Annotated in this window: 9 protein-coding genes; 5 read left to right on the top strand and 4 right to left on the bottom strand. The window is 71.7% G+C overall.

Annotated features, from left to right (window positions below; translation table 11 throughout):
* Positions 1-33 precede the first annotated feature (33 nt).
* From Aut01nite_RS44045 to Aut01nite_RS40090, 3 genes are read left to right on the top strand one after another with little or no spacing between them, the layout of a single operon-like run.
* On the top strand, positions 34-1,479 hold the full coding sequence (locus Aut01nite_RS44045; RefSeq protein ID WP_152629107.1) for a putative Ig domain-containing protein: 1,446 nt from the start codon (positions 34-36) through the stop codon (positions 1,477-1,479).
* Positions 1,479-2,105: a PilW family protein gene (locus Aut01nite_RS40085; RefSeq protein WP_043532942.1), complete on the top strand. Its 627-nt coding sequence runs from the start codon at positions 1,479-1,481 to the stop codon at positions 2,103-2,105. Before Aut01nite_RS44045 ends, Aut01nite_RS40085 begins: the two co-directional genes overlap by 1 nt.
* A complete protein-coding gene (locus Aut01nite_RS40090; RefSeq protein WP_043532943.1) occupies positions 2,102-3,775 on the top strand; it encodes a hypothetical protein in 1,674 nt (557 codons plus the stop codon). The genes Aut01nite_RS40085 and Aut01nite_RS40090 overlap by 4 nt, the downstream gene beginning before the upstream one ends.
* A gap of 248 nt (positions 3,776-4,023) precedes the next feature.
* On the opposite strand, the gene Aut01nite_RS40095 is transcribed toward Aut01nite_RS40090, so the two are convergent.
* Positions 4,024-4,872, bottom strand: coding sequence for a hypothetical protein (locus Aut01nite_RS40095; RefSeq protein WP_043532958.1), 849 nt, complete (start codon positions 4,870-4,872; stop codon positions 4,024-4,026).
* Positions 4,869-5,369, bottom strand: a complete 501-nt coding sequence (locus tag Aut01nite_RS40100) for a SigE family RNA polymerase sigma factor (protein WP_043532944.1) — start codon at positions 5,367-5,369, stop codon at positions 4,869-4,871. Before Aut01nite_RS40100 ends, Aut01nite_RS40095 begins: the two co-directional genes overlap by 4 nt.
* Before the next feature lie 127 nt (positions 5,370-5,496).
* On the opposite strand from Aut01nite_RS40100, the gene Aut01nite_RS40105 reads away from it, so the two are divergent.
* On the top strand, positions 5,497-6,273 hold the full coding sequence (locus Aut01nite_RS40105; RefSeq protein WP_043532945.1) for a sulfite exporter TauE/SafE family protein: 777 nt from the start codon (positions 5,497-5,499) through the stop codon (positions 6,271-6,273).
* Between the two features lie 22 nt (positions 6,274-6,295).
* On the opposite strand, the gene Aut01nite_RS40110 is transcribed toward Aut01nite_RS40105, so the two are convergent.
* Positions 6,296-7,012: an AAA family ATPase gene (locus Aut01nite_RS40110; RefSeq protein ID WP_052164564.1), complete on the bottom strand. Its 717-nt coding sequence runs from the start codon at positions 7,010-7,012 to the stop codon at positions 6,296-6,298.
* 73 nt (positions 7,013-7,085) lie between these two features.
* On the opposite strand from Aut01nite_RS40110, the gene Aut01nite_RS40115 reads away from it, so the two are divergent.
* Positions 7,086-13,061: a CLIPPER-2 domain-containing protein gene (locus Aut01nite_RS40115; RefSeq protein WP_052164561.1), complete on the top strand. Its 5,976-nt coding sequence runs from the start codon at positions 7,086-7,088 to the stop codon at positions 13,059-13,061.
* Between the two features lie 197 nt (positions 13,062-13,258).
* Here the strand turns inward: Aut01nite_RS40115 and Aut01nite_RS40120 are convergent, their stop codons facing one another.
* The gene (locus Aut01nite_RS40120) at positions 13,259-15,694 is read right to left on the bottom strand and encodes a glycogen/starch/alpha-glucan phosphorylase (RefSeq protein WP_043532946.1); all 2,436 of its coding nucleotides are present in this window, start codon (positions 15,692-15,694) and stop codon (positions 13,259-13,261) included.
* Positions 15,695-15,727 lie beyond the last annotated feature (33 nt).

Genomic DNA, 15,727 nt, shown 5'->3' on the forward strand with positions numbered 1-15,727 from the left:
GAGTCCGCACGCGAACGGCTGATGGAGGCACCGATGCTGCACCGACCCCCCGCGCGGGGCGCCGGCCGGTGCCGGCGTGCCAGCGACGATGCCGGATTCACGATGGTGGAGACGATCGCGTCGATCGCCGTCGTCATGGTGATCATGATGGCGCTGACCCAGTACTTCACCAACGCCATGCGGATCAACCGGCAGCAGGGCGACCGGCAGATCGCCGTCCAGCTCGCCGACAGCGCGATGGAGCGGGTGCGTGCGCTCAAGGTCGCCGCGATCCTCACCGGCCGGGACAAGAACAGCGTCCAGGAGCAGGAGCAGACTCCGGTGCCCGAGGTCGCCGCCATGATGACCAGCGGGTTCAACGACATCGCCTACGACGACGAGGCCCCCGCGGGCGCCGGCGCCACCGCCGTGCTGCCGACCACCCCGCTGCCGGTCACCGTCAACGGGCTCACCTACCAGCAGCACTTCTACATCGACACCTGCGAGCGGAGGACCGGCACGGCCGAGGAGTGCTCCGGCAAGGCCACCGGCCGCAGCGGCTACGTCGCGATGTACCGGGTGATCGTCGCGGTGACCTGGCCGAACAACCGGTGCAAGGCCGGCACCTGCGCGTTCGTCACGTCCACGCTGATCGGCTCCAAGTCCGACGAGCCGCTGTTCAACGTCGGCTCCGCGTCCGGGCCGCTGGACATCGTCGACCCGGCCACCACGGTCTACAACGACACCGGGGTGGCGATCACCTTCACGCCGCAGTACTCGGGCGGCACGGCGCCGCTGACCTGGACCGCCACCGACCTGCCGGCCGGCCTCAGCATCAACCGGAGCACCGGCACGGTCAGCGGCACACCGACCGCCGCCGCCGGAACGTCGTACCCCACGATCATCACCGCGGCCGACGCGTCGGACCAGCAGGACTACATCCGGTTCACGTGGCGGCTCACGACCTCGCCGACGATGGCCGACCCGGCCGCGGTCTACGCCACCGCCGACGCCCCCGTCAACCAGAAGATCCTGGTGACGAACGGCGCCGCACCGTTCACCTGGAGCTTCACCGGCCTCCCGCCCGGCGTGGCCCAGGACACCGCGACCGAGACCGCCGCCACCACCTCCCTCACCGGCACCCCGACCGCCGTCGGCACCTGGAACGTGGGTGTGGTCGTCACCGACAACTCCGGGGTGCGGTTCACCAGGACCTGGGCGTGGAGCACCGCGCTGACCCTGAACTTCACCGCCCCGACGAACAGCAGGGTGAACACCGCGATCACCGCGGTCACCCCGACGGTGACCGGAGGCACGACGCCGTACAAGACGTACACGGCCGTCGGGCTGCCCGCCGGCCTGACGATCAACAGCACGACCGGCACGATCTCCGGAACGCCGACGGCGAAGACCAGCACCACGGGCGCCACCGTGACGATCACGGTCACCGACAGCGCCTCGGTGTCCGCCAGCAAGATCGTCACCTGGAAGGTGGCCTGATGCGCCGGCTCCGCGCCTGGTTGCTGCCCCGCGGCGACCAGGGCTTCTCCCTGATCGAGCTGATGGCGACGACGGTGGTGATGTCCATCGTCGTCACCATCACCACCTCGGCGATCCTGGAGATCTACCAATCGGTGGGCCGGGTGGACGCCGAGAGCGAGGCGCAGACTCAGGTCGCCGCCGCCTTCAAGCAGCTGGACAAGGAGATCCGGTACGCCCGGGGGATCAGTGTGCAGAGCCCGCCCCTCGGCGGCGACTACTACGTCGAGTACCTGGTCAACCTGAACAGCGTGGACACCTGCGTGCAGCTGCGCCTGCGCCCGGGCACCAGCGAGCTGCAACGCCGGCAGTGGGTCAAGAACGTCGAGCCGCTCGCGCCGACACCGTGGACCACCCTGGCCGCGCTGACCACGTCGACCACCCCGTTCACGGTGACCTCGCCGGAGCCGAACACCCTGATCGGCTGGCGGTACCAGCGTCTCCGGGTGACCTTCACGGCCACCGTCGGCTCGGGCAAGGCGCAGTCGAGGCGCGTCTCCGACGTCACCTTCACCGCGCTCAACGCCACATCCGGCCAGGACCTCACCGCGACCACCTGTATCGAAGCCCGGGGAGTGGACTCATGATCAAGCTGCCGAACCTGGGCGGCGATCGCCGGAACGACGACGGGTCGATGCCGATCGCGATGCTGATCGCGATCGTCGGCGTGAGCCTCAGCGCGCTGCTCACCACCATGGTGACGACCCGGATCTCGGACACCGGCCTGGTCGAGCGCCGGGTCCTCGCCCTGCACGCGGCGCAGGCCGGGCTGGACGTCGGGCTCGGCCAGGTGCGCAGCGCCGAGCTGGCCGACTCCCGGACCGGGGAGGTGTCCGGCGCCGTCGGGCTGCTGCCGTGCCGGGGCGCCATGACCGGCACGGTCGGCGCGGGCAACACCTCGGCGTACACCGTGTCGGTCGTCTATTACGCGGTCGACCCGCAGGGCAAGACCGACGCCTGGCTCGCCGACGCCAGGAACCAGGTGCCGTGCGCGGCGGGCGGGAGTGGCACCAGCGAGGTCCCCTCGTTCGCCCGGTTCACCGCGGTCGGCACCGCCGCCGGGCCGCATGGCACGCTCACTCGGACCCTGAGCGGCACGTACGTGCTGCACACCACGAACGCGAACATCTACGGCGGGCTGGTGCGGGCGTACAAGACCACCACCACCGGAAGCGACTACTGCATCGCGGCCCCGGCTCTCACCGCCACCCATCCCGACTGGGCCGTGGGCGAGGCGGTGACGATGCAGACCTGCAGCCCCGGCGCGCTGGAGCAGACCTGGACGTACAACGACACCCTGCAGTACGTGCTGACCGCCTCGCAGACCCCGAGCCGCACCCTCGGACTGTGCCTGGACAGCGTCTGGCCGCGCAGCACCACGCTGAACCCGAACGACTCCGCCCCGGTCACGCTGCAGACCTGCCAGGCCACCGCGCCGGCGAAGTACCGCCAGATGTGGAGCCTCAACAGCAGCTCCCTGCTGCTCGGCACCAACATCGCCGGTGACGATCTCTCCAGCACCGCCTGCCTCTACCGGGCCGGCGGCCAGGCCAACAACGACTTCGACGGCGACGTGCTGATGTCGTACGGCAAGAACGGCTGTGGCGCCACCGCGGACCGCAGGTGGCAACCGGACGCGGCGGTCGGCGCCGGCATGGCCGGCTCGGACGCCGGCCGGAAGGCGGGCATGGTGGTCAACTACAAGCAGTTCGGCCGCTGCCTCGACGTCACCGACCTGGTCCCCACCAAGACGTTCCTCATCTCCTGGCCGTGCAAGCAGAATCCGAAGCCGGAGAAGGTGGACTGGAACCAGAAATGGACCCTGCCGAAGCTGCCGTCGGACACCGACCCGTCGGCGAAGGGCACCTCCAGGAACAAGGTGAAGGGGGTGATCACCGACTACGTCACCAAGGGTGACTTCATCGGCACCTCGTGGTGCCTGCAGAGCCCGATGGTGGCCGGCGGATACGTGCGAATGATCAAGGCGGAGGGCGGGGTGTGCGAGGGCGGGAACAACCAGAAGTGGACGGTCTTCGGACATACCGACAAGTACGCGACCAGCTACCAGATCCAGGACGGCACCGGGGAGCTGTGCATGGGACCGCGGGACAGCGCCTACTTCTCGCCGGCCGACCTCTACAACAACACCAGCAAGATCCAGATGACCCGGTGTGACGGCTCGACCCTGCAGAAGTGGAACGCGGACAAGAACGTCATCGAGGCGCTGGCCCTGAAGGACGTCAAGGAGACCGAGTAGGGGGCCCGCGCCCCACCATGGCGGTGGCCGACTTGCGGTCTGCCGCCGCCTTCCACCCTTTTCCCGGTACGCCGTAGACCGTTCCCGCCGGATTCCCCGCCCCGCCCGTCGCGCGCGAGGTGGGCGGCGGGCCGGGGGTGACCGGAACGGGCATGCATGAGAGGCACCGGGGGACGGCCGCAAGGGAACGCCTGCCGGGGTCGCCGCGAGGCACGGGAGCTTGCGTGGCCCGTACCGGAGAAGGGTCTTCAGAAGAAGTCGCCGTAGACGTCCAGGGAGGCGGACCCGGTGGCGGCGACGGCCCGGTAGGTGTCGCCGGCGGCGTCGCGTCCTCCGGACGGATGGGTGTATTTCGCGGTGAACGTGTAGGTTCCGGGCGCCAGCGTGTCCGCCGACGCCAGGGTGAAGCGGTAGAGCAGCGCCCCCGGCTCCTCGGTGACCGACGTGGTGACACTGGCACCGGGTGTCTGCTTGGTGCCGCCCCGGGAGACCAGCCCGTCGGTGCGCGCCACCCGGATCACCACCTCCAGCGCGGTGAGCTCCTCGGCCGTCTTCAGGGTGATCACGCTCGCGCCCTGGGTGTCGCCGCTGTCCGGGTCGATCGAGCCGTCCGACCAGAGCGGTCCCTGGGACTCCCGGGTGTTCCTCGGCCGTTCCGTGACCGGCGCCGATGACGGGGCCGTGGTGGTGGGCGCCGTGGTAGGCGGCCGGCTGCTGCTCGCCGTGGTCCGGGCGGGGGAGGGCCGGGTGGTGGCGAGGCTCGGCGGGGCGGCGCTCACCGGGGCGGTCGCCGGCGGGCCCGGGACGGTGGTCGCCGGCGCCACGGTCGGCGCCGGTTCGGCCTCGTCCCGGTCGTCGGCGCCGGCCAGCGCCCAGGTCCCCACACCGCCACCGCCGAGGATCGCGACGACGGCGGCGGCCACGGCGGCCATCCGCACCCGCGGCCCGCGACGGCCGGCCGGCCCGTGGCGCCGCGTGGAACCGCTCTCCCGCATCGCGGCCATCGAGATCCGGTCCAGCATGGCCTCGCGGTCGGGGGTGTGCGCCTCCGCCTCAGCGCGCAACGCCGCCCGCAACTGCTCCTCGGAGAGCCTCATCGCGCCGCCTCCCACCCGTCGATGCGGACATCGTCGCCCAACAGTTCGGCGAGTTGCTTCGCGCCCCGGGAGGTCGCGCTCTTCACCGCGCCCACGGAGATGCCCAGAATCGTGGCGACCTCACGTTCCGGCAGGTCGAAGGCGTACCGCAGGACCACGCAGGCGCGCCGCCGATGCGGCAGCCGGCGCAGCGCCCCGCGCACGTCGAGGACGGCCGGCACGTCGGCGTCCCGGCCGCGGCGCAGCGCGTCGAACGACAGCAGGCGTTCCCGGCTGCGGCGGCGGATCCAGTTGCGGGCCAGGTTCATCACGATGCCGTGGCCGTAGGCGACCGGGTCGTCGGCCGCGTTCACCCGGTCCCAGTGCCGCCACACCTCGGTCAGCGCGTCGGCGGCCAGGTCGTCGGCCACCTCGGACTCGCCGGTCATCAGGAACGCCAGGCGCGACAGCGAGGCGTGATGCCGCTCGAAATAGGCGCGGAAAGCCTCGTCGCGCATCGGCAACCCCTCCCGCGGCATGGTTCGGACCGGACGACGTTAGAGATCTTGGCAGGTGTACGGCAAGAGGAGTTCGGCCGGTGAGACACGAATATCATCCGTTCACCCGGGAGGGTAGGTTCGCCTGGTGGACACCGGCTGGCAGACCGGCCTGGCCGGGTTCGCCGCCGGCCTGCTGATCTCGATCGTGACCGCGCCGGTCGGCGTCTCCGGTGCGGTCTTCCTGCTGCCGGTCCAGCTCAGCGTGCTGCACGTGCCCAATCCCGCGGTCACCCCGACGAACCTGCTCTACAACGTGGTCGCCGGGCCCGGCGCCCTGCTGCGGTACCTGCGCTCACGCGGGTTCGACCGGGCGCTGACCCGGCTGCTGATCGCCGGCACCCTGCCCGGTGTGGTGCTCGGCGCGTTCCTGCGGGTGTTCGCGCTGCCCGGCCCGCGGGTGTTCCGGTACGTGGTGGCCGCCGTGCTGTTGCCGCTCGGCCTCTGGCTCTGCCTGCGGGCGGTCCGCCCGTCCCGCCGGGTCCGTCCGCCGCTGCGGTCCGGCACGGTCGCCGGCCTGGGCCTCGCGGTCGGTACGGTCGGCGGCGTCTACGGCATCGGCGGCGGCTCCCTGCTCGGCCCGATCCTGGCCGGTCACGGCATCCCGATGACCACCGTCGCCCCCGCCGCGCTGGCCTCCACGTTCGTCACGTCGATCGCGGGCGCCGGAGCGTACGGCCTGATCGCGCTCACCACCGGCGCCGGTGAGATCGCCCCGCACTGGGTCGTCGGCCTGCTCTGCGGCCTGGGCGGGCTGATCGGCGGTTTCCTGGGCGCCCACCTGCAACGCCGGATCCCGGAGGCCGCCCTGCGGTTCCTGCTCGGCGCGCTCGCCGTCGCCCTGGCCCTCTCCTACCTGCGCTGACGGCCCTCACTGGCGCCGACGGTCAGTCGATCAGGTGTTTCAGGAAGCGGCCCGGGTCGGCGAGGAAGGCGCGGGTCATGGCGACCGGCTCGGCCCGGTCGAAGGGCACCTCGGCGACGGCGCCGCCGGGGCCGATCTCCAGGATGGTGGCGCCGGGGCAGGCGAGCAGGATCGGTGAGTGGGTGGCGATGACGAACTGGCTCCCGGCGGCGACCAGGTCGGCGATCCGCAGCAGCAGGGCGAGGCAGCCCTGGACGGACAGGGCCGCCTCGGGCTCGTCGAGCAGGTAGAGGCCGCCGGGACCGAACCGGTGCGCGGCCAGGTCCAGGAACGATTCGCCGTGCGAGCGCTGGTGCGGGGAGACGCCGCCGTAGGAGGCGGTGACGTCGAGGCGTTCGATCTCGGTGGCGACGTTGTAGAACGACTCGGCGCGCAGGAAGAAGCCGGTGCGGGGTCTACGGCCGGCGTTGCGGACCAGGGTGAGGTGCTCGCCGAGCGACGACTCGGTGGCCCGGGTGGCGAAGTCGAACGACGTGCTGCCGCCCTCCGGATTGAACCCGGCGGCGACCGCGATCGCCTCGATCAGGGTGGACTTGCCGCTGCCGTTGTCTCCGGCGAGCAGGGTGACCGGGGTGGGCAGGCGCAACTCGCCGTGGCCGGCGAGCGCCCGGACGACCGGCAGATCGAACGGATAGCCCTGGTGCGGTGTCTCGTCCAGCCGGATCGCCCTGATGAACACGACCGCCACGTTACCGGGACCGAGATGGCACGAAAACAGAATAAAATTCGTATCAGGGGCATATCTTGAGCGGGTGCTCGGACGGATCATGCTCAGCGTCATCCTGGGGACCCTGTTCGTGGCGCTGCCGTCCGGACACCGGCCCGCCGTGGCCGCGCAGACCGTCTGCCCCACCCCGACCACGCTGACCAACGGTGACTTCGAGACCCCGGTCATTCCCGAGGGCACGTACAAGGTGATGCCGCAGACCCAGGTGCCGGGCTGGCTCACCACCGCCTCCGACAACGCGATCGAGCTGTGGCACGAGATGACCGGCAACAAGTACAACGCGCCGGACGCCGCCGTCGGCACCCAGTACGCCGAGCTCAACGCGAACCTGGTCTCCACCCTCTACCAGGAGCTGCCGACCGTCCCCGGCGAGACGCTGCGCTGGGAGCTGCGGCACCGCGGCCGTCTCGGCACCGACACCATGGGCGTGTGGATCGGCCCGGCGAACTCGGAGGCGCTCGGCGTCAAGCAGGGCCCGGACATCGTCGACACCAACACGGCCTGGGGTTCCTACTCGGGCATGTACACGGTCCCGGCCGCGCAGTTCACCACCCGGTTCGCGTTCCGGTCGATCTCGGCGGCGCAGAACAAGCCGACCCACGGCAACTTCCTGGACGCCATCAGTTTCGGTACCTCGGCCTGCCTCACCACGACCACCTCGGTCAGCCCGGCGTCGGCGAACATCGGCGACACGCTCACCTACACCGTCGCGGCCCGCAACGACGGCGGCAACCCGGCCCGGTCGTCCGTGCTCACCGACACGCTGCCGGCCGGGGTGAGATTCGTGCCCGGGTCGATCCGGTCGATCACCGGGTCGGCCAGCACCACCGTCAGTGACGCCGCCGACGGCGACACCGGCGAGTACGACGCGGCGACCCGGACCGTCCGGGTCCGGTCCGGCGACGGGGCGGGCGCCGCGGCGGGCGGCACCGTCCAGCCCGGCGAGACCCGCAGCCTCAGCTATCAGGTCACCGTCGACACGGCCACCGCCGACAGCACGGTGACCAACGACGCGACAGCCACCTACACCGACACGCTGACCGGCAACCGGCCGACCTCGGTGTCCAACACCATCCCCACCGTCGTCGCGCCCGCCGCCGACCTGTCCGTGACCGCCGTGCTGACCAGTTCCGGCGTGGTCGCCGGGCAGCGTGCCGAGATCACCGCCACCGCCACCAACACCGGGCGGAACACGGCCGGCACCGTGCGACTCGCCGCGACCGTGCCGCCCGGGCTCACCGGCATCGGCGCGTCCTCGCCGAACGGCACGTGCGCGATCAGCGGACAGGTCGCCACCTGTGACATCGCCACGCTGCCGGTCGGCGGGACGGTCACCATGCGGGTCGCTGCGGACGTGCCGTCCGCGGCCACCGTCGGCACCCAGGCGGTGCTGCCGGTGACGATCAGCAGCGCGACGTACGAGATGAGCGCCGCCAACAACAGCGCCTCGGTCAGCGCCGCCGTCACCGCGATCGGCGACCTGGGCGTGACGATGACCGCGTCCCCGTCGGCGCCGGTCGCCGGCGACACCGTCACCTACACGATCCCGGTCACCAACACCGGGCCGTCGATGATGCGGTCGATCGGGCTGTCCGACCCGGTCGCGACCGGGAACACGTACGTCGGCAGCGGTGTCTCCGGCGGCAACGGCGGCGCCTGCGCCTACACGGTCTCGGCCCGGATCGTCGAGTGCGGGCTCGGGCCGATCGACGCGAACGTCACGGTCACCGTCACCATCGTGATCCGGCTGAGCCCGAGCGTGACCGCCGTCAACAACGCGGTGTCGGTGGTGTCGCTGACCCCGGACGCGAACGTCGGCAACAACAACGCCTCGGTGCAGTCGGCCGGCACCGCGGTCGCCGACGTGGCCGTCTCGCTGACCATCGGGGCGAGCACCGCGTACGCCGGTGAGTCGGTGCCCTACACCCTCACGGTCACCAACAACGGGCCGTCCGAGGCGACGAACGTCTCGTTCAACACGGTGGTGCCGCCCGGCGTGACGATCGTCCGGCCGGCGTTCTGCACGGCCACCGCCTGCACCCTGGACAAGCTCGACCCCGGCGAGACCAGGACGCTCGAGGGGCTCGCCCGGCTCGGTTGGGACGCGCAGGCAGGGGTGGGCCGGGCCACCACCACGGTGATCTCCCCGACCACCGACACCGTGGCCGCCAACGACACCGACACGGTCACCTTCACGATCCTGCTGAGCGGCGACGCCTCCGTCACCCAGACGATCAGCAACCCGGGCGGCGGCGTGGTGGTCGCCGGCCAGAGCCTGCGCAGCGCGGTCGTCGTCGCCAACAGCGGACCGACCCGGGCCGAGGGCGTGGTGGTCCGGCAGGCGGTCCCGGCCGGCTGGGAGGTCCCGTCCGCGAGCGCCCCGGGCGGCACCTGCGTCTTCCAGACCACCGGCGCCTGGAGCGTCGGGACGGTCACCACCGTCGGCGGGGTGTGGGACTGCACCCGTACCGTCCTGGCCGCCGGCTCGTTCTGGAACGTCACGTTCGAGGGCCTGTTGCCGGCCTCCTACGCCGGCGCCTGGGTGACCCGCGTCGCCGAGGTGACCACCTCCTCACCCGATCCGGCGGCCGGCAACGACACGGCGACCGGGACCGCCACCGTGCATCGCCGTTCGGACCTCGGGATCGTCCAGAGCCTCACCACGGTTCCGCCGATCGTGCAGTCCGAGCAGGTGCGCTTCCGGGCCACGGTCAGCAACGCCGGCCCGTCCGACGCCCGGCAGGTGATCATCCGGGACGAGCCGCAGACCGGCCTCTCGATCGTCTCCGGTGTGCCGGGATCCGGCAGCTACAGCGGCTCGACCTGGACGATCCCGGTGCTGGCGACCGGCGCGACCGCGATCCTCGACTTCACCGGCACCGCCCAGGGCTCCGGCGCCCTCACCGGCCGGATCACCATCCTGTCGTCGGAGAGCACCGACCCGGCCGCCGCCAACGACACCGCCACGGTTTCCATGACCGTCGCCGCGGCCGCTCCCGCCCTGGGCCTGGTCGTCACCCCGGCCGTGTCACCGCCGGGCAACCAGGACGGGGTCCGGGCCGGCGACTCGATCAGCTACCAGTACGCGATCCGCAACACCGGCAACCTGACGATGACGCAGATCGGCGTCACCGGCTCCAAGGGTGGCGCCGCGACCTGCCCGCAGAGCACTCTGGCGGCCGGCGCCGGGCCGATGATCTGTACGGCCGGGCCGTACCCGGTGGTGCAGTCGGACATCGACAGCCGGCTGCCGGTCACCGACACCGTCCGGGTCGTCGCGGCCGCACCCGGCGCGACCGGCGCCACCCAGTACGGCCTGGTCACCGCGAGCGTGCCGATCGCGGTCGCCGCCGACCTGCTGACCGTGCTGGTCACCCCGACGGTCAGCCCGGCCGCCCGGCAGAGCGCGGTGGCCGAGGGCGACACGATCGACTACGCGTTCACGGTCGCCAACAACGGCGGCCACACGATGTCGTCCATCGCCGTGACCGACAGTCTGCTCGGCCCGATCTCCTGCCCCACGAGTCTCGCCGTCGGGGCGTCGGCGCCCTGCACCCCGGTGACGCACACCGTCACGCAGGCGCAGATCGACGCGGGCGTGCCGATCGCCTCCAGCGCCACGGCGACCGGGGTGCCGGCGGGCGGGACGCTCACCTCGTACGGGCCGTACACCTCGGCCGTCGCCGTCGAGATGCCGGCGCCGGTGCTGACCCTGGACGTTGATCCGCAGGTCAGCGGGCGGGCCGGGGCCGGCGATCCGATCAACTACGCCTACGAGATCACCAACGACGGCAACGTCACGATCAGCGGGCTCGCCGTGGTCGACACGATCGGCGGCGCGGCCGACTGCCACAGCCTGACCACCGTGGCCGTGTCGGCGACGGTCACCTGCCACTCGGCGGCGCCGTACCGGGTCACCCAGGACGATGTGGACACCGGCGCCGACATCCGCAACAACGCCGTGGTCACCGGCCAGGGTGCCGGCACCGGGAACCCGCCCGCGTCGGCGCAGATGTCGGTGCCGGTCCGGGTGGCGGTCGCGGCGCCCGATCTGAGCATCCGGGCCGCCACGACGGTGGACCCGGCCGACCACGCCGGCGGCGTCGAGGCCGGGGACGTGGTGACGGCGCAGTACCTGGTCACGAACACCGGCAACGTGACGATGCGGGACGTCTCGGTGGTCAGCGACCCGGTGCCCGCGTCCTGCCCGCGGAGCACCCTCGCGGTGGCCGCCGCGATGTACTGCGCCACCCCGCGGGGCTATCCGGTGTCCCGCGCGGACGTGGACGCCGGCGGCCCGCTGTCCTTCTCCGGCGCCGCCCACGGGCGCCAGCCGAGCGCCACCCAGCCGATCGCCTACGCCACCACCGCCGTCACGGTCCCGGTCGCCGAGGCGTCCGGTCTGCTCACCGTCACGGTCACCCCGTCGGTGACCCCGGCCGCGCACGCCGACGCGGTCGAGCCGGGCGACCGGATCGGCTACACCTATCTGATCCGCAACGCCGGCAACGTCACGATGAGCCGGATCACCCTGACCAGCGGCCGGTTCGGGCCGATTCCCTGCCCGGGCACGTCGGTACCGGCCGGGGACACGATGACCTGCGCCGCACCGTCCGGCCACACCGTCACCCGCGCCGACGTGGCCGCCGGGAAACCCGTGATCGAGAACGCCGTGCTCACCGCGCAGACCCCCGGCGCCACCGCGCCTGCCGACTTCGGCCCGTTCACCTCGGAGATCCCGGTCCTCGTGCCGGCGCCGTCGCTGACCATCGAGACCGCCGGCACGGTCCAGGGCGCCGGGGCCCGCAGGACGGCCGGGATCCGGTCCACCGTCGAGGCGTCCGCCGGGGACACCGTCGCCTGGACCTATCTGGTCACCAACAACGGCAACACCGCGATGGGTACGGTCACCGTCGTCACCGCCCTCGGCCGGCAGGTCCGCTGCCCGTCCGCCGGCCTCGCCGTCCGCGCCGCGATGACCTGCACGGCCGCCGCCTACCCGGTCGTGCAGGCGCACGTCGACACCGGGGGCGGGATCACCGAGACCGCGTACGTCACCGGCATCCCGGACGGGGAGACCGACCCCGGGCGGTACGGGCCGTCGGCCGCGACCGTGCCGGTGGTGGCCGGCACCCCGGCGCTGACCCTGGCGGTGACCGCGGTGACCAGCCGCGCCGGCGTGCAGGCCGGCGACACGGTCGGCTTCCGCTACCAGGTGACCAACGACGGCGACGTGACGATGACGGACGTCGCCGTGGCGAGCGCCATGTTCGGCGCCGGCGTCTGCCCGCCGGCCACCCTGGCGGTCCGTGCCACCGTCGTCTGCACCACGCCCCGGCCGCACCGGGTCAGCCAGGCCGAGATGGACGCGGGCAGCGCCTTCCGGGAGACGGCCCGGGTCATCGGCACCCGGCCCGGCCGTGAACCGGTGTCGTTCCGCCACGTCAGCGTGACCGTCCCGCTCGCCGAGGCGCGCCCGGTCCTGGCCGCCGCCCAGACCGCCACCTGGACCGATGTGGACGGCGACGGCGTCCTGGGCGTCACCGACGACGTGACCTCGACGGTGGTCGTCACCAACACCGGCAACGTGACCGTCACCGCCCTGCGGATCTCCGGCCTGCCCACCGGCGTCACCTGCACCCCGACCACCCTCGCCCCGGGAGAGCAGGCCGTCTGCGTCTCCGGCGTGTACCACCTGACCCGGCAGGAGATCGTGTCCGGGCGGCGCACCTACGAGGCGCGGGCGACCGGCTCGCTGACCCGCGCGGACGCCGCCGACGAGGTGGAGGCGACCGCCCCGGCGACCGTCGTGACCCCGCGCCGGCCGGATCCGTCCACGTCGCCGCCGCCCGGCGCCCGCCCCGACATCCCGGTCACCGGAGACCCGGCCGTGGTCCTGGCGCTGACCGGGGTCGGGATGCTGGCCGCCGGCGCCCTCCTGCTCGCCACGGCCCACACCCGCCCACCCGGCCGCCACCGCTCGAGCGGGTTGCCGTGGTGACGCGCGGCCCGCTCCCCACCGCACGTCACCACACAGCGGCGCTGCGGTTCGTGTGGTGACGTGTGGCGCGCTGCGGACCGCACGTCACCACGCAAGCGGGGCGGCACGCGCCCGGCGGGAAGCGGCGTTCCCCGTACCCCCGAAAAGAAGTGGGGCGGCGCGTGCGAAACGCGCCGCCCCGGGAGAATCGCCGGTTCTCAGTCGTCGTGCGGGACCGGGACGGGAGCGACGCGCCAGATGCGGGCGGCGTAGTCGGCGATCGTGCGGTCGGAGCTGAAGAAGCCGCAGTGCGCGGTGTTCAGAATGGACATCCGGGTCCAGCGCTCGCGGTCGTGCCAGGCCTGTTCGACCTGCTCCTGGCAGTCGAGGTAGGAGCGGAAGTCGGCGAGGGTGAGGTATTCGTCCCAGCTCATCAGGGAACTGGCGACCCGCTGGCCGGACTCGCCGAAGGCTCCGGAGCCGAGGGCGTCGAGCGCGGCCCGCAACTCCGGGTCGTGTTCGTAGTAGCGGTGCGGGAAGTAGCCGTTGATCCGGGCGTTGGCGGCCTCGTAGGCGTCCAGGCCGAAGAGGAAGAAGTTCTCCTCGCCGACCCGGGCGCGGATCTCGATGTTGGCGCCGTCCATGGTGCCGATGGTGATCGCGCCGTTCAGGGCCAGCTTCATGTTGCCGGTGCCGGACGCCTCCTTGCCGGCGAGCGAGATCTGCTCGGACAGGTCGGCGGCCGGGATGATCTTCTCAGCGAGGGTGACGTTGTAGTTCGACGGGAAGACCACCTTGAGGTACGGCGAGACGACCGGATCCTTCTCGATGGTGGCCGCGACCGTGGCGATCAGCCGGATGATGTCCTTCGCCGCGTGGTAGGCGGGCGCCGCCTTGCCGGCGAACAGGACGGTGCGCGGCACCCGGTCGCGGCCCGGATCCTGCCGGATCCGGTGGTAGAGGGTGATCACGTGGAGCACTTTGAGCTGCTGCCGCTTGTACTCGTGGAACCGCTTGATCATCACGTCGGTGAGCGAGTCCGGATCGCCGGCCGCCAGGTCCACCTTGTTCGCCCGCTTGATCGCCTGCCAGCGTTCCCGGAACGAGGCGTCGTCGGCGAGCCGCTCCAGCCCTTCCAGACGTTCCAGATCGCGGATCCAGGTGTCGGTGCCGAGTCCCTCGGTGATCAGGTCGGACAGGCGCGGGTTGGCGATCCGGACGAACCGGCGGGGCGAGATGCCGTTCGTGACGTTCTGGAACTTGGCCGGCCACAGCTCGGCGAAGTCGTCGAGCACGGTCTCGCGCAGCAGCTTCGAGTGCAGTTCGGCGACACCGTTGACGGCCTCGGTGCCGACCACCGCGAGGTGTGCCATCCGGACCATCCGCGGTTCCTCGCCGATGATCGACATCCGCCGGAGCCGGTCGTCGTCGCCGGGGAACCGGGCCTCGACCTCCCGCAGGAACAACATGTTGATCAGGTAGATGATCTCCAGGTGGCGGGGGAGCAGCCGCTCGAAGAGGTGCACCGGCCACGTTTCGAGGGCCTCCGGCAGGAGGGTGTGGCAGGTGTACGCGAACGTCTTCCGGGTGATCTCCCAGGCCCGGTCCCACTCCAGCTCGTACTCGTCGACGAGCAGCCGCATCAGCTCGGCGATCGCGATCGTCGGGTGCGTGTCGTTGAGCTGGATCACCGTCTTCTCGGCGAAGCCGTCCCAGCCCTCGTTCCGCAGCCGGAACCGCCGGATGATGTCCCGCAGCGAGCAGGACACCAGGAAGTACTGCTGCTTGAGCCGGAGCTCCCGGCCCAGCTCGGTGCTGTCGTCGGGGTAGAGCACCTTGCTGATGTTCTCGGCCCGGACCGCCTCCTGGACGGCCTCCGCGTACTGCCCGGCGGAGAAACGGGACAGGTCGAACGAGGCCTCACTGGCCTTGGCGCTCCACAGCCGGACGATGTTGACGGTCTCCGTGCCGTAGCCGGGGACCAGCATGTGGCTGGGCTCGCCGAGCACGATCTCGCCCGGCACCCACACCTTGCGGGTCTGCGAGCCGGGAACCGGCTCGGTGTGGCCGTAGAAGCCGACCGTCTGGCGGTCGTCGGGCGCCGGGAACTCCCACGGGTTGCCCTGGAACGCCCAGTCGTCGGGCAGTTCGGTCTGCCCGTTCTCGGTGATGATCTGGCGGAAGATGCCGAGGTCGTAGCGGATGCCGTAGCCCACCGCCGGAATGTCCCGGGTGGCCATCGAGTCGACCAGACAGGCCGCGAGCCGGCCCAGGCCGCCGTTGCCGAGGCCGGGCTCGATGTCGAGATCCTCCAGGTCCTCGATGCTGAAACCGAGGGCCTTCACCGCCTCGGCGGCGATCTCACCGGTGCCGGAGTAGAGCAGGTTCTGTTCGAGCTGTGCGCCGAGCAGGTATTCCGCGGAGAGGTAGTAGACCCAGCGGGGGTTGCTGGCATAGTGCGCGGCGGCGGTTCGGGCCCGCCTTTCGGCGAGGCGGTCGCGGACCGTCTGCGACAGCGTCTCGTACGCGTCCCGCGCGCTCGCCGACTCGACGGTGGTGCCGCGCCGGTAATAGAGGTTGCTCAACAGGTCCTGCTGGAACTCTTCGGCGGTCTTGCCCAGTTTGCGTAGACCGATGCCCTGTCGAAGATCCATGCCGCCATTGTGCCCGCGTGAGGTTTCCAGCGA

It is taken from the genome of Actinoplanes utahensis (genome assembly GCF_016862455.1).
GTDB classification, from domain to species: domain Bacteria; phylum Actinomycetota; class Actinomycetes; order Mycobacteriales; family Micromonosporaceae; genus Actinoplanes; species Actinoplanes utahensis.